The 23,942-nt window shown below is 59.8% G+C and carries 24 protein-coding genes and 3 pseudogenes; 9 read left to right on the forward strand and 18 right to left on the reverse strand.

Annotation, left to right across the window (positions count from 1 at the left end):
• Nucleotides 1–28 precede the first annotated feature (28 nt).
• The gene (locus BN1189_RS08155) at nucleotides 29–949 is read left to right on the forward strand and encodes a patatin-like phospholipase family protein (protein WP_040227263.1); all 921 of its coding nucleotides are present in this window, start codon (nucleotides 29–31) and stop codon (nucleotides 947–949) included.
• 234 nt (nucleotides 950–1,183) lie between these two features.
• On the opposite strand, the gene BN1189_RS08160 is transcribed toward BN1189_RS08155, so the two are convergent.
• Nucleotides 1,184–2,074, reverse strand: a complete 891-nt coding sequence (locus tag BN1189_RS08160; RefSeq protein WP_040227264.1) for a glycerophosphodiester phosphodiesterase family protein — start codon at nucleotides 2,072–2,074, stop codon at nucleotides 1,184–1,186.
• A gap of 185 nt (nucleotides 2,075–2,259) precedes the next feature.
• On the opposite strand from BN1189_RS08160, the gene BN1189_RS08165 reads away from it, so the two are divergent.
• From BN1189_RS08165 to BN1189_RS08190, 6 genes and pseudogenes are all read left to right on the forward strand, one after another.
• Nucleotides 2,260–3,399 carry an ABC transporter ATP-binding protein gene (locus tag BN1189_RS08165; RefSeq protein ID WP_040227265.1) on the forward strand — a complete coding sequence of 380 codons (1,140 nt, stop codon included), beginning with the start codon at nucleotides 2,260–2,262 and terminating at the stop codon, nucleotides 3,397–3,399.
• A pseudogene (locus tag BN1189_RS08170) lies at nucleotides 3,396–3,695 on the forward strand (carbohydrate ABC transporter permease); the annotation flags it as partial. The gene BN1189_RS08165 and the pseudogene BN1189_RS08170, both read left to right, overlap by 4 nt.
• A gap of 46 nt (nucleotides 3,696–3,741) precedes the next feature.
• Nucleotides 3,742–4,365, forward strand: a complete 624-nt coding sequence (locus BN1189_RS08175) for an ABC transporter ATP-binding protein (RefSeq protein WP_082194196.1) — start codon at nucleotides 3,742–3,744, stop codon at nucleotides 4,363–4,365.
• Nucleotides 4,362–5,297 carry a carbohydrate ABC transporter permease gene (locus tag BN1189_RS08180; RefSeq protein ID WP_052455752.1) on the forward strand — a complete coding sequence of 312 codons (936 nt, stop codon included), beginning with the start codon at nucleotides 4,362–4,364 and terminating at the stop codon, nucleotides 5,295–5,297. The genes BN1189_RS08175 and BN1189_RS08180 overlap by 4 nt, the downstream gene beginning before the upstream one ends.
• Nucleotides 5,298–5,299: 2 nt before the next feature.
• Nucleotides 5,300–6,112, forward strand: coding sequence for a carbohydrate ABC transporter permease (locus BN1189_RS08185; RefSeq protein ID WP_040227322.1), 813 nt, complete (start codon nucleotides 5,300–5,302; stop codon nucleotides 6,110–6,112).
• A 37-nt stretch (nucleotides 6,113–6,149) separates the two neighbouring features.
• Entirely contained in the window at nucleotides 6,150–7,529 is a 1,380-nt protein-coding gene (locus tag BN1189_RS08190) for an ABC transporter substrate-binding protein (protein ID WP_040227267.1), read from the forward strand.
• A gap of 63 nt (nucleotides 7,530–7,592) precedes the next feature.
• Here BN1189_RS08190 and BN1189_RS08195 read toward each other — a convergent pair whose 3' ends face one another.
• The 3 genes from BN1189_RS08195 to BN1189_RS08205 all read right to left on the reverse strand — a co-directional run bounded on the left by BN1189_RS08195 (nucleotide 7,593) and on the right by BN1189_RS08205 (nucleotide 12,259).
• Complete coding sequence (locus BN1189_RS08195) at nucleotides 7,593–8,984, reverse strand: YfcC family protein (protein ID WP_040227325.1); 1,392 nt, start codon at nucleotides 8,982–8,984, stop codon at nucleotides 7,593–7,595.
• A gap of 189 nt (nucleotides 8,985–9,173) precedes the next feature.
• Complete coding sequence (locus tag BN1189_RS08200) at nucleotides 9,174–10,082, reverse strand: glycerophosphodiester phosphodiesterase family protein (protein WP_052455753.1); 909 nt, start codon at nucleotides 10,080–10,082, stop codon at nucleotides 9,174–9,176.
• 116 nt (nucleotides 10,083–10,198) lie between these two features.
• The gene (locus tag BN1189_RS08205) at nucleotides 10,199–12,259 is read right to left on the reverse strand and encodes a catalase (protein ID WP_040227270.1); all 2,061 of its coding nucleotides are present in this window, start codon (nucleotides 12,257–12,259) and stop codon (nucleotides 10,199–10,201) included.
• Nucleotides 12,260–12,468: 209 nt separating this feature from the next.
• Between BN1189_RS08205 and BN1189_RS08210 the strand changes: the two genes are divergently transcribed.
• Complete coding sequence (locus tag BN1189_RS08210; protein ID WP_040227272.1) at nucleotides 12,469–13,965, forward strand: class I adenylate-forming enzyme family protein; 1,497 nt, start codon at nucleotides 12,469–12,471, stop codon at nucleotides 13,963–13,965.
• 172 nt (nucleotides 13,966–14,137) lie between these two features.
• On the opposite strand, the gene hisIE is transcribed toward BN1189_RS08210, so the two are convergent.
• The 14 genes and pseudogenes from hisIE to BN1189_RS08275 form a co-directional block, all read right to left on the reverse strand.
• Nucleotides 14,138–14,761 (reverse strand): bifunctional phosphoribosyl-AMP cyclohydrolase/phosphoribosyl-ATP diphosphatase HisIE, encoded by a 624-nt coding sequence (gene hisIE / locus BN1189_RS08215; RefSeq protein WP_040227273.1) that lies wholly within the window; start codon nucleotides 14,759–14,761, stop codon nucleotides 14,138–14,140.
• Entirely contained in the window at nucleotides 14,751–15,539 is a 789-nt protein-coding gene (gene hisF / locus BN1189_RS08220) for an imidazole glycerol phosphate synthase subunit HisF (RefSeq protein WP_040227274.1), read from the reverse strand. The genes hisIE and hisF overlap by 11 nt, the downstream gene beginning before the upstream one ends.
• 422 nt (nucleotides 15,540–15,961) lie before the next feature.
• Complete coding sequence (locus BN1189_RS08230; RefSeq protein WP_040227277.1) at nucleotides 15,962–16,663, reverse strand: HisA/HisF-related TIM barrel protein; 702 nt, start codon at nucleotides 16,661–16,663, stop codon at nucleotides 15,962–15,964.
• Nucleotides 16,660–17,301, reverse strand: coding sequence for an imidazole glycerol phosphate synthase subunit HisH (gene hisH, locus BN1189_RS08235; RefSeq protein ID WP_052455754.1), 642 nt, complete (start codon nucleotides 17,299–17,301; stop codon nucleotides 16,660–16,662). Before hisH (BN1189_RS08235) ends, BN1189_RS08230 begins: the two co-directional genes overlap by 4 nt.
• Nucleotides 17,298–17,681: pseudogene (locus tag BN1189_RS16775) on the reverse strand (imidazoleglycerol-phosphate dehydratase); the annotation flags it as partial. The gene hisH (BN1189_RS08235) and the pseudogene BN1189_RS16775, both read right to left, overlap by 4 nt.
• A 16-nt stretch (nucleotides 17,682–17,697) precedes the next feature.
• Nucleotides 17,698–17,889 (reverse strand): annotated as a pseudogene (locus BN1189_RS16780) (HisA/HisF-related TIM barrel protein); the annotation flags it as partial.
• Nucleotides 17,886–18,527 carry an imidazole glycerol phosphate synthase subunit HisH gene (hisH, locus tag BN1189_RS08245; RefSeq protein WP_052455754.1) on the reverse strand — a complete coding sequence of 214 codons (642 nt, stop codon included), beginning with the start codon at nucleotides 18,525–18,527 and terminating at the stop codon, nucleotides 17,886–17,888. The gene hisH (BN1189_RS08245) and the pseudogene BN1189_RS16780, both read right to left, overlap by 4 nt.
• Nucleotides 18,524–19,096, reverse strand: a complete 573-nt coding sequence (hisB, locus tag BN1189_RS08250; RefSeq protein WP_040227278.1) for an imidazoleglycerol-phosphate dehydratase HisB — start codon at nucleotides 19,094–19,096, stop codon at nucleotides 18,524–18,526. The genes hisH (BN1189_RS08245) and hisB overlap by 4 nt, the downstream gene beginning before the upstream one ends.
• Nucleotides 19,096–20,343 carry a histidinol dehydrogenase gene (hisD, locus tag BN1189_RS08255; protein WP_040227279.1) on the reverse strand — a complete coding sequence of 416 codons (1,248 nt, stop codon included), beginning with the start codon at nucleotides 20,341–20,343 and terminating at the stop codon, nucleotides 19,096–19,098. Before hisD ends, hisB begins: the two co-directional genes overlap by 1 nt.
• Nucleotides 20,344–20,946: an ATP phosphoribosyltransferase gene (hisG, locus tag BN1189_RS08260; protein WP_040227281.1), complete on the reverse strand. Its 603-nt coding sequence runs from the start codon at nucleotides 20,944–20,946 to the stop codon at nucleotides 20,344–20,346. It lies immediately after the preceding gene.
• 18 nt (nucleotides 20,947–20,964) lie between these two features.
• Nucleotides 20,965–21,171: an ATP phosphoribosyltransferase regulatory subunit gene (locus tag BN1189_RS16785; protein WP_373604622.1), complete on the reverse strand. Its 207-nt coding sequence runs from the start codon at nucleotides 21,169–21,171 to the stop codon at nucleotides 20,965–20,967.
• The gene (locus BN1189_RS08265; protein ID WP_040227282.1) at nucleotides 21,071–21,574 is read right to left on the reverse strand and encodes a histidinol dehydrogenase; all 504 of its coding nucleotides are present in this window, start codon (nucleotides 21,572–21,574) and stop codon (nucleotides 21,071–21,073) included. The genes BN1189_RS16785 and BN1189_RS08265 overlap by 101 nt, the downstream gene beginning before the upstream one ends.
• Nucleotides 21,575–22,177: an ATP phosphoribosyltransferase gene (hisG, locus tag BN1189_RS08270; RefSeq protein WP_040227281.1), complete on the reverse strand. Its 603-nt coding sequence runs from the start codon at nucleotides 22,175–22,177 to the stop codon at nucleotides 21,575–21,577.
• Between the two features lie 18 nt (nucleotides 22,178–22,195).
• Nucleotides 22,196–23,023, reverse strand: a complete 828-nt coding sequence (locus BN1189_RS08275; RefSeq protein WP_040227283.1) for an ATP phosphoribosyltransferase regulatory subunit — start codon at nucleotides 23,021–23,023, stop codon at nucleotides 22,196–22,198.
• 105 nt (nucleotides 23,024–23,128) lie between these two features.
• On the opposite strand from BN1189_RS08275, the gene hisJ reads away from it, so the two are divergent.
• Complete coding sequence (gene hisJ, locus BN1189_RS08280) at nucleotides 23,129–23,908, forward strand: histidinol-phosphatase HisJ (protein ID WP_040227284.1); 780 nt, start codon at nucleotides 23,129–23,131, stop codon at nucleotides 23,906–23,908.
• Nucleotides 23,909–23,942: the final 34 nt, after the last annotated feature.

Here is a 23,942-nt window from a genome sequence, read left to right on the forward strand (position 1 = left end):
AGAAGTCCTTTCTGAAAGGGGCGGAACCGTGCGGATTGATGGGGTGTTTTCCGGGGGCGGGCTGAAGGGGCTGGCGCTGGTCGGGGCGTTCGAGGAGCTGGAGCGGCAGGGGATGGTGTTCGGCCGGGTGGCGGGAACGAGCGCAGGGTCGATTTTGGCGGCGTTCATCGCGGCCGGTTATACGCCCGGCGAAATCAGCCGGATCCTCAGCGAGCAGGATTTCGGGGAATTGCTCGACCGGCGCCATTCCTTGCTTCCGCTTCCATTCATGAAGTGGGTGAATCTGTATTGGCGAATGGGCTTATATAAGGGAGAGGCGCTGGAGGACTGGTTCACGGAACGGCTTCTGGAGAAGGGGATCTACACGTTCGGCGATCTGGCGCCCGGCAGGCTGAAGCTTGTTGCGTCGGATCTCTCGAACGGGAAGATGCTCGTGCTGCCGGATGATCTGGAGAAGTACGGCGTCCCGGCGGATTCATTCCCGGTCGGCCGGGCGCTCCGGATGAGCTGCGGCATCCCGTATTTCTTCGAGCCGGTCCGGCTGTTTACGAAAGATGCCGATGCGATCGTCGTCGACGGCGGCGTGCTGAGCAATTTCCCGATGTGGATTTTCGATGAAAAGGACGGGAGCCGCAAACGGCCGGTCATCGGCCTGAAGCTGAGCCGGCGGGAAGAAGAGAAGAGCCCGCGGAAGATCCATAATGCGCTCGACCTGTTTGAAGCGCTGTTTTCGACGATGAAGAACGCACATGATGAGCGGTACATCCAGAAGGATCACGCCCGGGATATCGTCTTCATCCCGATGGACGACGTGAAGGCGACCGACTTTGACATGGACGATGAGCAGAAGGAAGAGCTTATGCAGCGGGGGCGTGACCGCACGCGCCAGTTCCTGGAGACATGGCGATATACGGAACTGCCGGGGCGGCGGCCGGTCCGGGTGATTTAGTCCCGGTTCAGGCGAATGTTAAGCAACTCGGCTTGAATGTTAAGAAAGGACCTCTGAATGTTAAGCAAACCAAGCTGAATGTTAAGCAAACCGTCCCGAATGTTAAGAAAGAGCAACGGGGCTGACCACAACGGTCGGCCCCGCTGCTTTTTGCTGTGCCTTTAACACATCCTTACACCCTCTTAACACTCCGTCAACATTGCCCCGATAACATAGTCCTTGCACCATACATACTCATCCGCCGGCAGACAGGCGGACGGCGACATCCGGGCGGTCGGTGAAGATGCCGTCGGCGCCCATGTCGATGAATTTCCGGATTTCGTCTTCGTCGTTCACGGTGAAGATGTGGACGTCGATTCCACGGCCTTGGATCTTTTCGACGAACCCGGCGTGTGTCGAACCTGCCGGGATGCCGATACCGGATGCATAGTTCTGGAGTTTCCGGATCTCATCAGAGTGGAGGTCCGCCGCGTTCCCTTTGAATGAATAGAGCTTGATGAGCGGGATGTCCGGGCGCTTCTCATGCAACCGCATCAGGCTGTCTTCGCTGAATGACTGGAGGATGATCGGCGGCAGGCCGCCGGGTCCGGGTTCCATCGGGGGATCGCCGATGATGCCGTACGCCGTGAGATCCCGGATGACGGCTTCTTCCATCTTTCCGGAGCGGTCCGGGGATTTCAGTTCAATGTAGTAATTGACGGACGTGCCGAACCGCGCGAGCACGTCGATCAGGCCGGAGAAGGAGATTCCTGCGTAATCGGAGTCGGCGAGGTCCGGGTGTTCTTCATTGAACAGCTTGCCGTAGGGAAGGCTCTTCAGTTCGGCGAGCGTCAGGTCCTTCACGCGTTCGTCGGTGCCGGTAAGCCGGTCGAGCCGGCTGTCGTGGATAACGGCGAGCTTCCCGTCTTTCGTCATCTGCAGGTCGAGTTCGATATAGTCGGCGCCCATTTCGTCCGCGAGGAGATAGGCGGGGATGGAATGTTCCGGCCGGTAGGCGGAGGCGCCGCGGTGGGCGATCGTGAGAAACCGGTCGTCTGGAAGCGCGGCCGGCTCGGATCCGGGCGCCCCGCAGGCGGTCAGCAAAAGGACCGTCATGAGAAACCCCGGCAATTGGGTCCGCTTCATCCGGTTCAGCCTCCTGTCGGTGGTAGTGGCTCTATTTTACCGGAGCGGAGGAGGCAAAAACAACCTTGTAAACGGTTGTCTTTCCATTCATCCTCGGGTACGATTGTGTTATCAGACTATTTTTACATCTGGAGCGGCACAAATCAGAGAATGCCGTGCCTGCCTTGGGGGAAGGAAGTGCTCTTTTGAAGAAAGTGGAACTGATCGGCGTGTCGAAGTCGTATGACCGCCAGAAAGACGTCATTTCCAACATCGACGTCACGATCGAGCCGGGAGAGTTCTTCGTGCTCGTCGGTCCGTCCGGATGCGGGAAGAGTACGATGCTCCGGATGATCGCGGGACTCGAAGAGATCACCGGCGGAACGCTGAAGATTGGCGAACAGGTGGCGAACCGGCTGCCGCCGAGCCGCCGGGACTTGTCGATGGTGTTCCAGAACTATGCGCTGTACCCGCATCTGAGCGTGGAGGACAACATCACGTTCGGACTCGACGTGAAGAAAGTGCCGAAGGAAGAACGGAAGAAGCGGGCGCTTGAAACGGCCGAGATGCTCGGGCTGACCGACTATCTGAAGCGAAAGCCACGCGAATTGTCCGGCGGGCAGCGTCAGCGGGTCGCCCTCGCCCGTGCCATCGTAAGCGAGGCGCCGATCTGTCTCATGGATGAGCCGCTGTCGAACCTGGACGCCAAGCTCCGGGCGCATATGCGCTCAGAAATAAGACGGATCCAGCGGCAGCTCGGCATCACGATGATCTATGTCACCCACGACCAGGTCGAGGCGATGACGATGGGCGACCGGATCATGATCCTCCATGAGGGGAAGATCCAGCAGGTCGGCAATCCGATCGAGATCTACAATCATCCGGCGAATCCGTTCGTGGCCACGTTCATCGGCTCGCCGCCGATGAATCTCGCTCCCGCTGATGTGAATCCTGACGTATCCGCGCTCATCCTGCCCGGCGGGGAGGAGATCCGGCTGCCGGAAGGATCACTCTCAGGCATCGGGAAGGGACGCGTGACGATCGGGATCCGGCCGGAATTCCTCATGCCGCCGGAAGGGACGGAAGGGAAAGGTCATCCGGTGTTCCGGGCGGAAGTGACGAACGTCGAGGTGCTCGGGCATGAAACGGTGTTTTCGTTCCTCGCAGGCACCGAGGAATGGACGGCGAAATGGAACGGCCAGTGGCAGATCGAGCCGGGGGACCGGATTCCGATCGCCATCGACGAGGAGTCGATCTGCCTGTTCGACGGGGAAACCGGAGAGCTCTTGAAGAAGCCGGTTGACCGGCTCCGGTCGATTCCGGCAACCGAGGGGGCGGCGCCATGAGCACGGTCCAGGACAGGACGGACCGCCTGGTCGTCGCGGAAGGGCGGCCGGGCGCGTGGGCCCGCACCCGACGGGGGAGGACGGCTCTCCTTTATCTTCTTCCGTCGATCATCCTGTTTTCCGTTTTCATTTTCTATCCGATGTTCCGGACGATCTACCTGAGCTTTTTCCTCACCGACCAGGCGGGGGAGGCTGCGGTGTTCGTCGGGCTCGACAACTACAAGTATCTGCTTGAATCGGCGGCGTTCCTGAACAGCGCGAAGGCGACGATCCTGTTCGTCCTGTACACCGTGCCGGCGGGNTGAGCCGCTGTCGAACCTGGACGCCAAGCTCCGGGCGCATATGCGCTCAGAAATAAGACGGATCCAGCGGCAGCTCGGCATCACGATGATCTATGTCACCCACGACCAGGTCGAGGCGATGACGATGGGCGACCGGATCATGATCCTCCATGAGGGGAAGATCCAGCAGGTCGGCAATCCGATCGAGATCTACAATCATCCGGCGAATCCGTTCGTGGCCACGTTCATCGGCTCGCCGCCGATGAATCTCGCTCCCGCTGATGTGAATCCTGACGTATCCGCGCTCATCCTGCCCGGCGGGGAGGAGATCCGGCTGCCGGAAGGATCACTCTCAGGCATCGGGAAGGGACGCGTGACGATCGGGATCCGGCCGGAATTCCTCATGCCGCCGGAAGGGACGGAAGGGAAAGGTCATCCGGTGTTCCGGGCGGAAGTGACGAACGTCGAGGTGCTCGGGCATGAAACGGTGTTTTCGTTCCTCGCAGGCACCGAGGAATGGACGGCGAAATGGAACGGCCAGTGGCAGATCGAGCCGGGGGACCGGATTCCGATCGCCATCGACGAGGAGTCGATCTGCCTGTTCGACGGGGAAACCGGAGAGCTCTTGAAGAAGCCGGTTGACCGGCTCCGGTCGATTCCGGCAACCGAGGGGGCGGCGCCATGAGCACGGTCCAGGACAGGACGGACCGCCTGGTCGTCGCGGAAGGGCGGCCGGGCGCGTGGGCCCGCACCCGACGGGGGAGGACGGCTCTCCTTTATCTTCTTCCGTCGATCATCCTGTTTTCCGTTTTCATTTTCTATCCGATGTTCCGGACGATCTACCTGAGCTTTTTCCTCACCGACCAGGCGGGGGAGGCTGCGGTGTTCGTCGGGCTCGACAACTACAAGTATCTGCTTGAATCGGCGGCGTTCCTGAACAGCGCGAAGGCGACGATCCTGTTCGTCCTGTACACCGTGCCGGCGGGAATCATCATTTCGCTGTTTCTGGCCCTGCTGGCAAATGAAAAGCTGAAGGGCGTCGGGTTCTTCCGGACGATCTATTCGTCCACGATGGGAGTGTCCGTCGCAGCGGCATCCGTCGTCTGGCTGTTCATGTTCCACCCGAGCATCGGGATGTTCAACCGGTTCCTAGCCATTTTCGATTTTCCGCAGATCCAGTGGCTGCTCGATCCGCAGTGGGCGCTCATTTCGGTCGCCATCTCGACAATCTGGATGAACACCGGGTTCAGCTTCCTCATCCTGCTCGGGGGACTGCAGAACATCGACGAGCATCTGTATGAAAGCGCACGGATCGACGGGGCGGGCTATTTCTACCGGCTGCGGCGGATCACCTTGCCGATGCTGTCGCCGACGCTGTTTTTCATCATTACGATTTCACTGATCAATGCGTTCCAGACGTTCGGCCAGATCGATATCCTGACGAAAGGCGGACCGGCCCAGTCGACGAACCTCATCGTTTATTCGATTTACCGGGAGGCATTCGTCAACTACCAGTTCGGCACGGCGAGTGCGCAGGCGGTCTTCCTGTTCCTCTGCATCCTGGTCGTGACGATCCTCCAGTTCCGTCTCGGTGAGAGGAGGGTGCATTACCAGTGACGATGAGCCTTCCGAAGAAACTCACCTTTTACACATTGCTCACCTTGTCGGCGCTCGTGCTGTTTTTCCCGATCGTCTACGCGTTCATGATCTCCTTCATGACCGGGCCGGAGATCCTCCAGGGGAAGTTCCTGCCTGAATCGTTCCACCTGGACAATTATATCCGCGTGTTCGACCGGCTGCCGCTCCTGCAGTATCTCGTGAACAGCTTCATCGTGTCGGCGGGCGTCATGCTCGGCCAGCTCGTCGTCTGTTCGCTGGCGGCCTACGCATTCGTGTTCATCCCGTTCAGGGGCAGCAACTTCGTGTTCTTCCTGTTCATCTCGACGATGATGATCCCTTGGGAAGCGACGATGATCCCGAACTTCTTCATCATCCAGAACCTGAACTGGCTGAATACATACCAGGGCCTCACACTGCCGTTCTTTGCGCTCGCATTCGGAACGTTCCTGCTCCGGCAGCATTTCAAAACCATTCCGAAAGAGCTGCATGAAGCGGCACAGGTCGCCGGTCTCGGGCCGTTCCGCTTTTTCCTGAAAGTCGTCTTGCCCGTTTCAAAGACGAGTCTCGTGACGCTCGGCGCCTACGGGTTCCTCACGACCTGGAACATGTATCTGTGGCCGCTCCTCGTCACGACGAACAACTCGGTGCGGACGGTCCAGATCGGACTCAAGCAGCTCCAGTCCCAGGAAGTCGCGACCGATTGGGGGGTGGTGATGGCCGGCGTCATCGTCGTGATCATTCCGACGTTGCTTCTGCTGTTCCTCGGACAAAAGCAGCTCCAGAAAGGCTTGACGCAGGGTGCCCTGAAGTGACGTGCCCTGAAAAGATGAAAAGGGGAGGAATTGTGGAATGAAGAAAAAATGGCGGATCGGATTTTTGCTTCTTGCCGCGCTCGTACTTATCCTTGCAGCCTGCTCGAACAGCGACCCGGATGCGGCTCCGGACAAAACGGACGGAGGGGCCGACGACGGGGAAACGAAGAGCGAGGCGACGGTCAATAAAGACGGCAAAGTCGAAATCGAATTCTGGCACGCGATGTCCGGTGCGGGCCAGGAATCCCTCGACGGCATCGTCGCCGGGTTCAATGAATCCCAGGATGACTATGTCGTCAACGCCGAGTTCCAGGGAAGCTACGAGGAACTGTTGACGAAGCTCCGCAGCATCGGCGGCACGAAAGACGCGCCGGCGATCATGCAAGTGTTCGAGATCGGCACGAAGTACATGATCGACAGCGGCTACATCGAGCCGATGCAGAAATTCATCGATGAAGACGGCTACGATCTCGACCAACTCGAGGAGAACATCCTGAACTACTACCGGGTCGACGGCGAACTCTATTCGATGCCGTTCAACTCATCGACACCGGTCATGCTTTACAATAAGGACGCATTCAAAGATGCCGGACTGGATCCGGAAAAAGCGCCTGAAACATTCAGCGAAGTGATCGACGCGGCGGCCAAGCTGAAGACCGGCGACATGTACGGCTTCTCCATGCTCACATACGGCTGGTTCTTCGAAGAGCTCGTCGCGACGCAGGGCGGGCTGTACGTGAATGAAGAAAACGGCCGCGCAGGAGATGCGACCGAAGCGGTGTTCAACGGAGCGGAAGGGCTGAATGTATTCAACTTCCTCGACACGATGAACAAAGCCGAAACGTTCGGCAACTTCGGCACGAACTGGGATGACATCCGGGCCGCGTTCTCGTCGGGCAAAGTCGCCATGTACATGGACTCCTCGGCAGGCGTCGCGAACGCCATCAACAATTCGCCGTTCGACGTCGGCGTCGCCTACATCCCGCATGCCGACGAAGTCGAGCGGAACGGCGTCATCATCGGCGGTGCTTCCCTCTGGATGTCCAAAGGGATAGCCGACGAAGAGCAGACGGCGGCATGGGAATTCATGAAGTATCTGACGACGCCGGAAGTCCAGGCGCAGTGGCACCTCGATACCGGCTACTTCGCGATCAACCCGGACGCCTATGAAGAAGACATCGTGAAAGAGAAGTGGGATGAGTATCCTCAGTTCCAGGTGACCGTCGACCAGCTTCAGGACACGAAGCCGTCGATCGCCACCCAGGGCGCGCTCATTTCCGTCTTCCCGGAATCGCGCCAGCAGATCGTCACCGCTCTTGAAAACCTGTACCAGGGCGGAGACCCTCAGCAAGTGCTCGACGAAGCCGCGGAAGGCACGAACCGCGCGATCGAGATCGCGAACAAGACGAAGCAGTAAGGAACTAAAAAACGCGGGGGAAGGCCGGTTTCAACGGCTTTCCTCCGCGTTTTATTGGTGGGATTAAATCGGTCCCCAGTTGATCATCACTCCGATGCTCAGCATAATGACGGCGATGACGATCCAGATCAGGAAGAGCGGCCAAACCCAGCGGAACCACTTCGTCCAGGCGACACCCGCGACGGCGAGACTCGCCATGAGCGGCCCGGAAGTCGGGAAAATGCTGTTCGTGAACCCGTCGCCGAACTGGAATGCCTGCACTGCCACCTGCCGGGTGATCCCGAGCATGTCCGCAAGCGGTGTCAGGATCGGCATTGCGATCATCGCCTGACCGCTTCCCGACGGCACGAAGAAGTTCAGCACCCCGTTGGACACAAACATCCCGAGCGCCGCGAGAACCGGCGGAAGCGATTCAAGCGGGACGGACAGGGCATGGACGAAGGTATCAAGAATTTCCGCGTTTTCCATGATGATCAGAATGGCACGTGCCAACCCGACGATCAATGCCCCGTACACGAGGTTTTTGCATCCTTCCATGAACGTCAGGGTCAACCGGTTGTAGTTCATGCCGGCAATGATCCCGGCACCGAGTCCGATGAATACGAAGAAGGCGGCCATATGGTTGATCGACCATTGGTGACGGATCGTCGCGTATACGAAAAATGAGAGGGAAAGCCCGGCAAACAGCAGAATGAGCTTATGGCGGCCGGTGAACGGCGCGGACAAGTCATCCCCATTTTCCCCGTCTTCCTCCAGAACGCCGACAAGGCTGCGCGACGGATCGTTCAAAACCCGCTTTGCATATCGCCACGTATACCAGATGGTCGACCCGACGATGATCACGAACGCGACAATCCGAAGGCCCATCCCGGAAAACAGCGGCACGTCTGCAATCGACTGGGCAATGCCGACCGTATACGGATTGAGGAAGCCGACGTTGAAGCCGGCAAACGTGGCCCCGAACGTGATGGCGACGGCGACCAGCGCATCGAGCCGGAGCGCCCGGCAAATGATCAGGCCGATTGCGACGAACGGGATGACCGAGTTGGCCACGGCCCCGATGGCGCCTCCAAGTGCGAATAAAATCGAGACGAGGGCGATGAGCCAGAATTCCTTTCCCCTCGTCAGATCCACCGCCCGCAAGATTCCCCCCCGGATGGCCCCGGACCGTTCAATCACTTCAAACGCGCCGCCGGCAAACAGAATCAGGAAAATCAGATCGCCGGATTGGACCATCCCTTCCTGGAGCGCAAGGAAAATATCCATGAACCCTGCCGGCGAACCATCCGTCTGCCCGTATGTACCCGGGATGACCCGCTCCACCCCGTCGATGTCTTCCCGTTGAAACGCTCCGGACGGCACGACGTATGTCGCAATGACCGCCATCAACAGCACCGCAAACAGAATCACATATGTATCCGGCATTTCCCACCTTTTCTTTTTCGTTTCCTCCATGCTGAACATCCCCTGCCCCTAGTTGGTATTCAATCTTGTTCTTCTATTCACAAGATTGTTACCACTATACAAGTATCAGAATTTAAATGCAAAGTGGCGGGGGATCGGTTGGGTGGATTTTGGGCAGATGGGGGAGAGTGTCCAAAAAAGGGCATCCGGAAACAGTTCTCCGGATGCCCGAGTGTTTATTTACGATCGGTCCTCTTCTTTCTCCTCCGCCATCCGGACCGCGATGTCCGGGCGGTTGGTGAAGACGCCGTCTGCGCCCATGTCGATGAGCTTTTTAACATCGGTTTCTTCGTTCACGGTGTAGACGTGGACTTTCAGGCCGTGGACGTGCATCGCTTCAATGAAGTCCTTGTTGGCGGAACTTTCGGGGATGTTGATGCCCGTCGCGTAGTCCGCGATCCTCTCGACCTGATCCGGAGGCAGCACCGCGTCGTCGCTGAATGAGTAGAGGCGGAAGAGCGGGATGTCCGGCCTCATGTCGTGCAGCCGGAGGAGGGCGTCTTCACTGAAGGACTGGAACATGACGCGCGGCAGGCCTTCTTCGTCTGTTTTCACGGAATCTTCCCCGATCAGATCATGGGCGGCGAGTGCCTCAAGGACGGCTTTTTCCATCTCGCCCGATTCGTCGGGCGTCTTGATCTCGATATAGTAGTTGATCGAGGTGCCGAGCTCGGAAAGGACATCATTGAGCCCGGAGAAGGTGACGCCCGAATATTCAGGCTCGGCATTCACGGGATGCTTTTCGTTGAAGTGGTCGCCAAACGGAATTTCCTTCATTTCATCGAGTGTCAGGTCCTCCACTTTTTCGGGGTCGTCCGCGAGGCGGTCGAGGTCCTCGTCGTGGATGACGACGAGCCGGCCGTCTTTTGTCATCTGGACGTCGAGCTCGATGTAGTCGGCGTTCATTTCCTCGGCGAGCCGGAAAGCGGGCAGCGAATTTTCGGGACGGTATTCGGATGCGCCGCGGTGCGCGATTGCGAGGAAGCGGTCGTCGGGGAGTTCCGCCTTGCCGGCATCTTCTCCCGAGCAGGCACTTGCCCCGAGGATCAGCAAGGCCCCGATCGCCGCTGATTGTATCAATCGTTTCATCTGTATGGCCCCCTGTCTATCTGTCTTCTGGTACGATACCCGTTATGCGGCCGGCAAGCATGCAAGGGGGCAATCAAAAAAGGATGCAGCCGGTTAACGAAGGCTGCATCCTTTTATCATGTCCGGTCCCAGAACCGCTGATGGGCGATCGCATTGACGAAGTCTTCCCCGAAGTTCGGATTGTCTGCAGCGAACACGACACCGGCCAGATTGTTTTTCGGGGACGTCTCGAGGAACGACTGTCCGCCCGCCGATACGCCGATCGGCTTGTAGTGCTTGTAGGCGACGTCGATATAGTAAGTCAGATCATAGTTGAATTTCTCGGGATTCTTGGATTTCCCTCCGACGACGTAGAGGGCATCGACCAGATAAGGGCTCGACGTGAGATACGTTTCATTCACTTTCAGTTTCGTGCCGTCGCTTCCGGTGACCGTTCCGAGTGTTTCGGCGATGATGACGACGAACACGCCGTATTTTTCGAGCGTTTTCAAGGTCCGGCTCACTTCCTGCCCGTCAAAGCCGTTTGCAACGAGCACGCCGACTTTTTGCGTATAGGCATACTTCGGCGAGGTGGCCTGGCTTAGGGAAGCATAGCTCGTCGAGACCGGCACGTTGGTTCCTTCCGGCCGTTCAACGCCGATATTGTCTGCGACGACGTATGCCAATTCCTGATCGACGTTCACGAGCAGGTCGACATTCTGCTGCCGGACGGATTCGCTCTCCACGCTTCCGAGCTGGTAGCTCAGCGCTTCGATCGTGTGCTGTTTTTCAACGGGCGTGAGGGAATTCCAGAAGATCCTCGGCTGCGAGAAGAAATCATTGAACGACTCGCTCCGCCCGCGGATCACATGACCCTCCACTTTCTTCGGATAATGGACATAGCCACCTTCCGCGGGCGGGGTGGTGTGCGGCGTGTTGCCCATGAGGGAGTTGTTGTGGTAGTTGACCCGGTCCACATCGATCCGCTGTCTCATATAGCCGCGTCTCGTATTGTTGTGGAACGGACAGAGCGGCCGGTTGACCGGAAGCTCGTCATAGTTGGCGCTTCCGAGCCGATGCTGCTGCGTGTCCCGGTAGGCGATCAGCCTGCCCTGGAGGACGGGGTCATTGGAAAACCCGATGCCGGGCACGACGTTCGCCGGGTTGAATGCGATTTGTTCCATCTCGGAAAAGTAGTTGTCGATGTTCCGGTTCAGCGTCAGCTTTCCGACCAGATGAACCGGGACGACTTCCTCCGGCCAGAATTTGGCGGGATCCAGGACATCGAAATCGTACTTGAACTCATCTTCCATGGAGATCAGCTGGACGCCGAGTTCATATTCCGGATAGGCGCCGCGGTCGATCGCTTCCCGGAGGTCGCGCCGGTGGTAGTCCGGATCGAGCCCGCCGATTTTCTTCGCCTCGTCCTGAAGCAGGGAGTGGGCGCCGAGCACCGGTTTCCAGACGAAGCGGACGAATGTCGCGACGCCTTCTTTGTTGATGAACAGGTAGGTGTTGATCGACCAGGCTTCCATCATCCGGTAGTTTTTGATGATGCCGCGGTCGGACATGATCCAGAGCACCATATGAAGTCCTTCCGGGTTGTTCGCCACGTAATCCCAGAACCGGTCATGCGCGCCGGAAGCGGTCGGGATCGCGATATCCTGCTTGGACTGATACGCATGCATCGCATCGGGGAACTTCATGGCGTCCTGGTTGATCAGGACGGGCATCGCGATCGTCGTCAGGTCGTAGTTCCCTTGTTCCGTATAAAACTTCGCGCCCCAGCACCGCAGATCCCTTGCCGTGTCCATGGATCCTTTCGGGCCCTGCACCGTGGAGAACCGCACGGCGACGGGAGTCTTCTGGCCCGGTTCCTGGAGGAAACAGGCTTCCGTCACGGCCGCCATGGACTCATAGCACTCAAACTCGCCGTACGCGCCGTATCCTCTCGCGTGGACGACCCGTTCGGGAATTTCTTCATGGTTGAAATGGGACATCTTCTCGAGGAACCAATAGTCCTCGTGCAATGAAGGGCCGCGGACGCCGGCCTTGAGCTGTTCCGAGTCATTGGAGATTTTCCTGGACTCCTTGGTCGTCAGCGGCTCCCCTTCATTGGAGATGCGGAACTGATCGAGCTGCTGCTGCTTTTTATTGCCGGCCGGCTTTTTATCGTTTGATGATGGATCGTATGCCATCCATTATTCACCATCCTAATTAGGGATTGTCGAACCTTTACATACATATGCGGAGTGCCGGGCTGTATGACTGCGGGCACTTGTCGAAGTGTGGGTTGCCGGCTGCGCTTTTATTCCCCCTTTTCGGCGGGAGGAAATACTACCGGGGAAGGAGAAAAGTTGGTAGAATAAATGAAATACTATAAACATTCAAACGAGGGGGAACGGATATGTTCATGCCGGAGCGGGTCATCGAGTTCGGAAAGTCGCAGGCGGATCAGGTGTATACGATTTTTGAGGGGAGAGAGTGGACGTTCGGGGAGTTCAAGGAAAAGGCGGAGCGGGTCGCAGCCTATTTCCAGCAGGAGGGGTATGAGCCGGGAGATGTAATCGCCCTCTATGCCGGCAATTCGGATGCTTTCATCGCCGCATATTTCGGCTTGCAGCTCGGCGGGTTTATTTGCGCGCCGGTGAATACGAAATTAACGGCAAGCGAAATCGGCTACATCTTCGGCCATTCGGAGGCAAAGGCGCTCATCACGGACGGGGCGCTCCGGGAAACTGCGGACAAAACGGGCCATCCGTTCAATGAAGTGCTGGAAATCGGCGGGTCCGGCGGATTCGATGCGTTGCTGGAGGACGGGTCGCTCAAGTTCCGGCCGGTCCCGCTCCAGGCGGACGACACAGCGGTCATCATGTACACGTCGGGAACGACCGGCAAGCCGAAGGGCGTCATGCTGTCGCATGCGAACATCCTCGCGACCGCCGAAATCTGGGCGGAGGCGATGGACATCACCGGCGCGGACCGGATGCAGATTTCGACGCCGCTGTTTCACTGTGCTGCAAGCCATGTGTTCATGAACCCGGTGACGCTGAAGGGCGGATCGCTCGTCATCGAAACGGCGTTCTCTCCGGACAAGACACTCGAAACGCTCGAGAAGACGGACGCGACGATGTTCTTCGGCGTGCCGGCGATGTTTGCCATTTTGCTCAACCGGCCGGACATTCGGGACCTGAACGTGCCGCATCTCCGGCTGTTTTGCTACGGGGCGGCGCCGATGCCGTACGAACTCGTGAAGAAGCTGAAAGAGACATTCCCGGACGTGAAAGTCCAGAACCTGTACGGCCAGACGGAAAACACGCCGGCCGCCACGACGCTGAAGGACCACTTTGCACTCGATAAAATCGGGTCGGTCGGCGAACCGCTCCCGCGGACCGATGTGCGCGTCGTCGATGAAGACGGCCGCACGCTGCCGCCGGGCCAGGTCGGCGAAATCGTCGTGCGCGGCCCGCAGGTCATGAAAGGCTATCTGAAAAACGAGGCAGAAACCGCCCGCACGATCCGCGACGGCTGGATGTACTCCGGCGATCTAGGCCGGACCGACGAAGACGGCCTGCTTTACATCGTCGACCGAAAAAAAGACATGATCATCCGCGGCGGGGAAAACGTCTATCCGCTCGAAGTCGAGGAAGTGCTGTTCCAGATCCCCGAAATCCTCGAAGCCGCAATCGTCGGCGTCCCGCATCCGGTGTACGGCGAAGTCCCGAAAGCGTTCGTCGTCGTGAAGGAAGGCAAGAGCCTGAGAGAGGATGCGATTCTGGCATACTGCGCAGAGCACCTCGCAAAGTTCAAGCTGCCCGCTGAAGTGGAATTCCTGGAAGAACTCCCGAGGAACGCGTCGGGGAAAGTGCTGAAGCACACGCTGCGGCCGAAGGTGGAGGCCTGAAGTAGGCGGTCTGGAATTGGCGGTCTGGAATTGGCGAGTGAGCCGCAATAGGTTCCGAGTGAGCCGCTTTTCGTCTCGAGTGAGCCGCAATAGAGTGTGAGTGAGCCGCTTTCAGATCTAGGAGGGCGGATCTTCGAACAAAAAACAGGTGAAGGAACTTTCCTTCACCTGTTTACCATTTATCGATCTTTTTCCGTTCGCCCTTGAAATTGTTTTTCAAGGCGTGGCGTTCGTGGAGGATCTGCTCGACTTCCGCAATGCCGATGCCTTGTTCATGCAGGAGAACGAACAGGTGATAAAGCAGGTCGGCGGTCTCATTCTTTAATTCTTCCCGGTCACGCTTCATCGCGGCGATTACGACTTCAAAACTCTCCTCGCCGAACTTCTTCGTGATTTTATCGAGTCCTTCGCTGAGCAGGTAATTCGTGTACGAGCGCTCGCCACCGTCCGCCTGGCGGTCACTGATCATCGCCTCGAGCGACTGGAGAGGGGAGACGGCCTCCTCGCCGAAGCAGCTCTTCATTCCGGTGTGGCAAGTCGGGCCCGCGGGATCGACCTGGATGAGCAGCGTGTCCCGGTCACAGTCGAGCGAAATGTGCTTCACCCGCTGGACATTGCCGCTCGACTCGCCCTTTTTCCAAAGCCGTTCCTTGCTCCGCGAATAAAACCAGACGACGCCGTCTTCCAGCGTGCGCTCGTATGCCTCTTCATTCATGTAGCCGAGCATGAGGACAGTCCGGTCGCTCCAGTGCTGGAGGACGGCCGGGATGAGGCCTTTCGAGAAATCAGGCTTCATTCGGAACACCGCCCGCAGTTTCGCGCACCGGCACGCCGGCTTCCCGGAGAAGCGCCTTCACTTCGCCGACGGAGGTTTCCTGACTGTGGAAGATCGAAGCGGCGAGCCCCGCGGAAATATCCGTCCCTGTGAACAGACGCACGAAATCTTCTGCACTGCCGGCGCCGCCGGACGCGATGACCGGAACGGAGACCGCCGCTTCCACGGCTTTCAGGAGGGGAAGGTCAAAACCGTCTTTCGTGCCGTCCGCCTCCATACTCGTCAGCAGGATCTCGCCGGCCCCGAGCCTTTCGCCCTCAACGACCCAGTCGAGCACACGGACATCGGTCTTCTTTTTGCCGCCATGGGTGAAGCAGAACCAGTCGGCGGCCTCCTCGTCCCAGCCCGCATCGACCGACAGACAGACGCACTGGCTGCCGAACCGGTCCGCCGCTTCCCGGATGAGTTCCGGCCGGTTGAGCGCCGCGGAATTGATGCTCACCTTGTCGGCCCCCGCCTGCAGCAACCGGCCGATATCATCCGCCGACCGGATGCCGCCGCCGACCGCCAACGGAATGAACAGCGTCTCCGCCGTCTGCCGGATCACATCGAGCATCAGGCCATGCCCCTCGTCCGTCGCCGACACATCGAGAAAGACGAGCTCATCCGCACCCTCCGCATTGTAGCGGGCCGCAAGCTCAACCGGATCTCCGATATCGCGGAGCCCCCTGAAATTAATGCCTTTCACCACTCGCCCGTCCTTCACATCCAGACAGGGAATAATCCGTTTCTTGATCATCCGCTTTCACCTCTTTGGTTTTTTTGAAGGGAGGGGAGGGGCAGCCAGCATGCGATGACACTCGGGGCCTCTCCGATCACACTCGCGCTCCATGCGATGACACTCACAATCTGGCCTATCATTGGGTCCGTCGGATCGAGTGTCAACTTGGGGGCGGCGAGCGTCAACTTCGTCAGGGTGAGTGTCAACTTTCGGGGAGCGGGTGTGAACTTTCACGAGTCGAGTGTCAACTTGCTGGAAAGGTTGATAGATCTACATCCACACTCCCTGCGATGACACTCGGGGTCTCTCCGATGACACTCGCGTCCCTTGCGCTAACACTCGCCGCCTCTCCGATGACACTTGCGCCCCCTGCGCTAACACTCATCGCCTCTCCGATGACCCTCACACTCCCCGCGATCACATCCAAACTCCCCAGCCACTCACAAACTCTCCCAGAACTCCTCCGTATTCGCCGCTTTTCCGACGATGGCGGCGGTGATGCCTTCTTCTTCCAGGGCTCGCAGGTCGCGGGCGTGGCGGACGCCGCCGGATGCGGTGACGGGCCATGCTGAGGCGCGGGCGAGTTTGCCGGTCATGCCGATGTTCGGTCCTTCCATTCGTCCGTCGCGGGCGATGTCGGTGTAGATGACGCCGGCCAGGCGGGCGCCTTCGAGCCGGTCGAGGGTTTCAAAGATGGTCGCTTCGCCGGTTTCGAGCCAGCCGTTCAGGGCGATCCGGTCTCCGCGGGCGTCGAGTCCGAGCATGAGCCGCCCGGGGTATTTCAAGCTCATTTCCATCAGCCAGTCGGGGTCGGTCAAGCCTTTCGTCCCGATGATGAGGTAGCCGGCGCCCATGTCGAGGTACCGGCGGATCGTGTTTTCGCTCCGGATGCCGCCGCCGATTTCCGCCGGCCGGTCGGTCGATTCGATCAATTTCTTGAACAGGTCCATTTCCGCCGGCCGCTTTTCCTTGGCGCCGATCAGGTCGACGAGGTGGATGCGGGTCACCCGGGGCTGCCGGTTATAAAATTCCACTGCTTCAAGCGGAGTGCGTCCCATCGCGGTTTTCGTTCCGTAGTCGCCTTCGGTGAGCCGCACGTTCTGTGAGTCAATGATATCGATGGCCGGCCAGATTTCAATCATCGGTCCGCCTCCTTTCCAATGAATCCTTCGGTGACGGCGCGCTGCAGGAGAAGCAGTCCGGCGTCACCGCTTTTTTCGGGGTGGAACTGGATGCCGATCAGGTTTTCTTTCTGGACGATGGCGGTGACGGTTTCTCCGCCGTACTCCGCGGCCGCGACCGTGTACGGGCCGGGAGCCGCCCGGTAGGAATGGATGAAGTACATGTCCTGCCCGTCGATTGCCGGGTCTTCGCTCGCCAGTGTGTTCCAGCCGAGGTGGGGGACGGGGAGCGCTGTCCGGATCCTCGTCACCCCGCCCGGAATGAAGCCGAGGCCTTCCGTTCCGCCTTCTTCGCTCTGTTCAAATAAAAGCTGCATGCCGAGGCAGATGCCGATGAACGGTTTTTCACCCTTCAGCTCGGTCAGCACCGGCAACAGCCCGTCCGCGCGGAGCCGCTGCATGGCGTCCGCGAAGTGGCCGACGCCGGGAAGGACGAGCACATCCGCGGCTTGCAGTTCGTCCGGCCTGGAAGTGAGCAACACCCGGTGGCCGAGGAATTCGAGCGCCCGCCGGACGTTCGCCACGTTGCCGAGTCCGTAGTCGACGACGGCGATCCGGCGGCCGTCGGTGAGTGCGGTTCCATCCGGCCGCGCACTCATGCGAGCAGCCCCTTCGTCGAGGCGAGCCGTCCGTCGCCGGGCTGCATCGCTTCCCGGAGCGCCCGGGCGAACGACTTGAACAGCGATTCGATCTCGTGATGGGCGTTGCCGCCTCGGATGAGGTCCATATGGACGGTGAGGCCTGCGTTCATGACGACGCCCCGGAAGAACTCCTCACAAAGCTCCGTATCGAACGAGCCGACCTTCTCGCGGGAAATCTCCGCATTAAATGAAAGGAACGGCCGGCCGCTCACGTCGACGACCGTCCGGGTGAGCGTCTCGTCCATCGGCACGTAGGCGGTACCGTAGCGGCGGATGTCGCCTTTGTCGCCGAGCACTTCCTTCAATAGCATGCCGAGGACGATGCCGGTGTCTTCCGTCGTGNAACAGGTCCATTTCCGCCGGCCGCTTTTCCTTGGCGCCGATCAGGTCGACGAGGTGGATGCGGGTCACCCGGGGCTGCCGGTTATAAAATTCCACTGCTTCAAGCGGAGTGCGTCCCATCGCGGTTTTCGTTCCGTAGTCGCCTTCGGTGAGCCGCACGTTCTGTGAGTCAATGATATCGATGGCCGGCCAGATTTCAATCATCGGTCCGCCTCCTTTCCAATGAATCCTTCGGTGACGGCGCGCTGCAGGAGAAGCAGTCCGGCGTCACCGCTTTTTTCGGGGTGGAACTGGATGCCGATCAGGTTTTCTTTCTGGACGATGGCGGTGACGGTTTCTCCGCCGTACTCCGCGGCCGCGACCGTGTACGGGCCGGGAGCCGCCCGGTAGGAATGGATGAAGTACATGTCCTGCCCGTCGATTGCCGGGTCTTCGCTCGCCAGTGTGTTCCAGCCGAGGTGGGGGACGGGGAGCGCTGTCCGGATCCTCGTCACCCCGCCCGGAATGAAGCCGAGGCCTTCCGTTCCGCCTTCTTCGCTCTGTTCAAATAAAAGCTGCATGCCGAGGCAGATGCCGATGAACGGTTTTTCACCCTTCAGCTCGGTCAGCACCGGCAACAGCCCGTCCGCGCGGAGCCGCTGCATGGCGTCCGCGAAGTGGCCGACGCCGGGAAGGACGAGCACATCCGCGGCTTGCAGTTCGTCCGGCCTGGAAGTGAGCAACACCCGGTGGCCGAGGAATTCGAGCGCCCGCCGGACGTTCGCCACGTTGCCGAGTCCGTAGTCGACGACGGCGATCCGGCGGCCGTCGGTGAGTGCGGTTCCATCCGGCCGCGCACTCATGCGAGCAGCCCCTTCGTCGAGGCGAGCCGTCCGTCGCCGGGCTGCATCGCTTCCCGGAGCGCCCGGGCGAACGACTTGAACAGCGATTCGATCTCGTGATGGGCGTTGCCGCCTCGGATGAGGTCCATATGGACGGTGAGGCCTGCGTTCATGACGACGCCCCGGAAGAACTCCTCACAAAGCTCCGTATCGAACGAGCCGACCTTCTCGCGGGAAATCTCCGCATTAAATGAAAGGAACGGCCGGCCGCTCACGTCGACGACCGTCCGGGTGAGCGTCTCGTCCATCGGCACGTAGGCGGTACCGTAGCGGCGGATGTCGCCTTTGTCGCCGAGCACTTCCTTCAATAGCATGCCGAGGACGATGCCGGTGTCTTCCGTCGTGTGGTGGTCGTCCACCCACGTGTCGCCCTTCACGTCCACATCCAGTTCGAGCCCGGCGTGGAAGGAGAGCAGCGTCAGCATATGATCGAGGAAGCCGACTCCGGTGGAAATCATCGATTCACCCGTCCCTTTCCGGAGCTCCATCCGGATTTCGGTTTCCTTCGTTTTCCGTTCATACACGGCCATCAGTCAGCCCCTCCTTTATCTAGCCGCGCCTGCATCGAAGCGGCGTGCGCATGCAGTTCTTCGGCTTCCGCGATCGGAATGCCCGCTTCGGCGAACCGCCGGTAGTCTTCGCGCGGGACCCGGATGACCGCATTCGCAGTGAGGAAGTCGTTCACCGACAGCCCCGACTGGAAGCGGGCATTGCCCCCGGTCGGCAGCACGTGGCTCGGGCCGGCCGAGTAGTCGCCGACCGCCTCCGGGGAAAAACCGCCGATGAAGAGCGCTCCCGCGTTCGTCACGTCCTCCGCGTACGAATCGGCGTCCGCCGTCTGGATCGCCGCGTGTTCCGGCGCAATCCAGTTGACGAGATCCACGGCCTCCGCCCGGTCTTCCGCGAAGATCGCCCAGTGGTTGTTCCGGAGGCTTTCCTTGATGATCGCACTGCGCGGCGCTTTCTCCGCCAGTTCAGACGCGAGCCGGCCGACTTCCTCCAGCTTGCCGGGATCCAGCGAGATCAAATACGTCCTCGCGTTTTCGTCGTGCTCGGCCTGTGCCAGCAGATCGAGCGCCGCCCACCGCGCATCCGACTCTGCGTCCACGACGATCGCAAGCTCGCTCGGCCCTGCGATGGAATCAATGCCGACATCGCCGTACACAAGCTTCTTCGCCAGCGCGACATATGCATTGCCCGGCCCGACGATCTTGTCGACCGCCGGAACCGTCTCCGTCCCGTAGGCGAGCGCGGCGATCGCCTGGACGCCGCCGACCGTGAACACCCGGTCGACGCCGCACAGGAAACAGGCCGCGAGCGTCACCGGACTCCCGGGCGGCGGGGTGGCGACGGTGATCGAATCGACGCCGGCCACTTTCGCCGGGATGGCCGTCATGAGGACGGTCGACGGATAGTTTGCCTTGCCGCCCGGAACGTAGATCCCCGCACGCCGGACCGGATGGAACACCGGATAAAACCCGTCCGGATCCGCCGGCCGCCATTTGATCTTCCGCTGATAAGCCTCGATGTTCTCCTTCGCCGAAACGAGCGCGCCGCGCAGCCGGTCCGGCAGGGAATCAAACGCCGCTTCCAGCTCACCGCGCGGGACTTCCCGGACCGAAGCCTCTTCGCCGTCGAACTGCCGGGTATAGCGGGCGAGCGCCGCGTCGCCGTTTTTCCGGACGTCCTGCAAGATTTTGATCACCGACTCTGCCCGGTCCCAGCTGTCTGTTCCGGCCGGCCGGTATGTCTTCTTGAATTCACTCGCCTTCAGCATTCAGGCCACCCTCAATTCATTGATGAATGCGCGGATCTCCGCGGATTTCGTGAAGAACGTGTGCTTGTTCGCGATGAGCCGGGCATTGATCGGATCGAGCCGGACCCGTTCCGCCAGCCCGTTCATCCGGAGCGTCTCGCCCGACTGTACGATGTCGACGATGGCGTCCGCCATGCCGATGACGGCGGCGAGCTCGACCGATCCATTCAGCTTGATGATCTTCACCGGCTTTTCCGACCGGTCGAAAACCGACTTTGCATAGTTCACGTATTTCGTCGCGATCGTCCGGTAATCCGGCAGCTCTTCCTTTGAAGCGAGCGCGAAGTGGCAGTGGCCGAACGGCAGATCGAGCAGTTCATTCACATCCGCGCCGTACTCGGCGAGAATGTCGCTTCCCGTGATGCCGAGCTCCGCGATCCCTTCTTCCACGTATGTCGGCACGTCGTCGCCCTTCACGAGGAGGAACCGGATGCCTTCCGTTTCGACGAGCAGCTCCCGCTGGGCCGCCTTCAGCGCCTCGTGCCATCGCAGGTGCCCGTTCTGTTCAAGATAATCAAGGAAGCTCTTCAGAAGCCGTCCCTTCGACAGTGCGATCGTAATCATCGGAATCCCCCTATTCGCTCAATAAAATATCCCCATCCCGAACGCTTTCTTCCGCGCGGTGTACTGGCCGCCGGACGCGATCGGCGCCGTGCGCCCGGGCCCGTACAGCCGGATGAACACGCCGTCATAGTAAGACTGGGACGGGAGGGCGGTGATGTCCGGGTAGACGGCTTCGATGCCGGCCTGCCGGAGGGTCTCCTCCCAGCCCGTCAGCTCCTCGAGGATCGGACCGATCTCCGGGAACGCGGANGACGGTCGACGGATAGTTTGCCTTGCCGCCCGGAACGTAGATCCCCGCACGCCGGACCGGATGGAACACCGGATAAAACCCGTCCGGATCCGCCGGCCGCCATTTGATCTTCCGCTGATAAGCCTCGATGTTCTCCTTCGCCGAAACGAGCGCGCCGCGCAGCCGGTCCGGCAGGGAATCAAACGCCGCTTCCAGCTCACCGCGCGGGACTTCCCGGACCGAAGCCTCTTCGCCGTCGAACTGCCGGGTATAGCGGGCGAGCGCCGCGTCGCCGTTTTTCCGGACGTCCTGCAAGATTTTGATCACCGACTCTGCCCGGTCCCAGCTGTCTGTTCCGGCCGGCCGGTATGTCTTCTTGAATTCACTCGCCTTCAGCATTCAGGCCACCCTCAATTCATTGATGAATGCGCGGATCTCCGCGGATTTCGTGAAGAACGTGTGCTTGTTCGCGATGAGCCGGGCATTGATCGGATCGAGCCGGACCCGTTCCGCCAGCCCGTTCATCCGGAGCGTCTCGCCCGACTGTACGATGTCGACGATGGCGTCCGCCATGCCGATGACGGCGGCGAGCTCGACCGATCCATTCAGCTTGATGATCTTCACCGGCTTTTCCGACCGGTCGAAAACCGACTTTGCATAGTTCACGTATTTCGTCGCGATCGTCCGGTAATCCGGCAGCTCTTCCTTTGAAGCGAGCGCGAAGTGGCAGTGGCCGAACGGCAGATCGAGCAGTTCATTCACATCCGCGCCGTACTCGGCGAGAATGTCGCTTCCCGTGATGCCGAGCTCCGCGATCCCTTCTTCCACGTATGTCGGCACGTCGTCGCCCTTCACGAGGAGGAACCGGATGCCTTCCGTTTCGACGAGCAGCTCCCGCTGGGCCGCCTTCAGCGCCTCGTGCCATCGCAGGTGCCCGTTCTGTTCAAGATAATCAAGGAAGCTCTTCAGAAGCCGTCCCTTCGACAGTGCGATCGTAATCATCGGAATCCCCCTATTCGCTCAATAAAATATCCCCATCCCGAACGCTTTCTTCCGCGCGGTGTACTGGCCGCCGGACGCGATCGGCGCCGTGCGCCCGGGCCCGTACAGCCGGATGAACACGCCGTCATAGTAAGACTGGGACGGGAGGGCGGTGATGTCCGGGTAGACGGCTTCGATGCCGGCCTGCCGGAGGGTCTCCTCCCAGCCCGTCAGCTCCTCGAGGATCGGACCGATCTCCGGGAACGCGGAACGGAGCTTGTGGACCTGCGCTTCCGGACGGTCGCCGAGCAGTTCCGGGAGCGGATGGTCGCCGAGCAGCTGCTGCAGCGCGGACGAACTCCGCTGTGACAGCGCGCGCCGGATCGCCGGCTCCGCCAAACGGTCCCCGCCGAGAATGATCGGCAGGAGCGCATAATGGCTGATAACCGCGGTCTGCGCCCGGTCGCCGAGACGGTCGTCCATGAACCCGATGAGGAGCTCCAGTGCCTCCTGCTGGCGGGCGGTCCGGTCGGAGAACACTTCCATGCCGAGCTGCCGGGTCTCTGAACCCGAATGGAACACCGGCCCGGAATAGGCGGCACGTTCCGCATCGATCTTATATTTGGTCAAATACCGGACAATCGAATTCGTCCAGTCGTGGCGGAGCGCATGGACGGACCCGTCCTGGATCCAAGTCTCGCGCTGCGGCATGAGCCGGAGATCGTCATCCGTCATGCCCGCCCAGTCGAACGTCTCCACGACGGGCAGATCGATGATATCGAAACCGTGACCATGGAAAAAGGACAGGAACTCCACTTCCAGCTGCTTCTGCCGGATGAGCGCCGGATTATAGATGAATGATGTCATTCGGATCCACCTCTTCACTTCATCGATTTAACATGGTAAAGTAGTAAACAAGTGAAATCGTAACATAGCTTTTTAAAAATTTCAACAGACCGGGGGAAAGAAAAGATGAAAATCGACGGCCACGTGCATACGCCGTTCTGCCCGCACGGAACGGATGCGCCGATGGAGGACTATGTGAAGGAAGCGGAACGAAAGGGAATCGACGTGCTCGTCTTCACCGAACATGCCCCGCTGCCGGAAGGGTTCGAGGATCCGGTGCCGGAGAAGGACAGCGCGATGCGGCTGGAAGACGTGGAGGCCTATCTCGCGGAAGGCGCCAGGCTGCGGAAGGAGTACGCCGGCCGGGTCGACGTCCGTTGCGGATTTGAAGTCGACTATATAGAAGGATTCGAGAGAGAGACCCTCAAACTCCTTCAACAATATCCGGAAGCCGCCGGAAACTCGATTTTGAGCGTCCATTTCGTCCGGCTGCCGGACGGCTGGTTCTGTGTGGATTACAGTGCGGATGCATTCGAAGAGAAATCGGCGGAACTGGAGGTCGGGATCATCTACCAGGCGTACGGGGAAGCGATCCTGAAGGCGGCCGGCAAGCCGTTCGGCGGATTGAACCCGCCTGTGCTCGGCCATATCAATCTGATTCATAAGTTTCGGAAACGGGTTGCGCCGGAGAGCGATCCGGTCGACTGGCAGGGGGTTTTGGAAACGGCCGCAAGGAACGGATACCGCCTCGACTTCAATCATGCCGGCCGCCGCAAGCCGGACTACGGGGAGACGTATCCGGAGGAATGGATGGTCAGGGAAGCTCTTGGACTTGGAATGAAACTGCAGACCGGGTCCGATGCCCATGCGCCGGAAGACGTCGGACGGGGGTTTGCGGGTGAATGAAAAAAGTGGACCGTCCCGTTTCGAGCGGGCGGTC

Origin of the sequence: Bhargavaea cecembensis (assembly GCF_000826125.2) — a bacterium.
Classification (GTDB): Bacteria; Bacillota; Bacilli; order Bacillales_A; family Planococcaceae; genus Bhargavaea; species Bhargavaea cecembensis_B.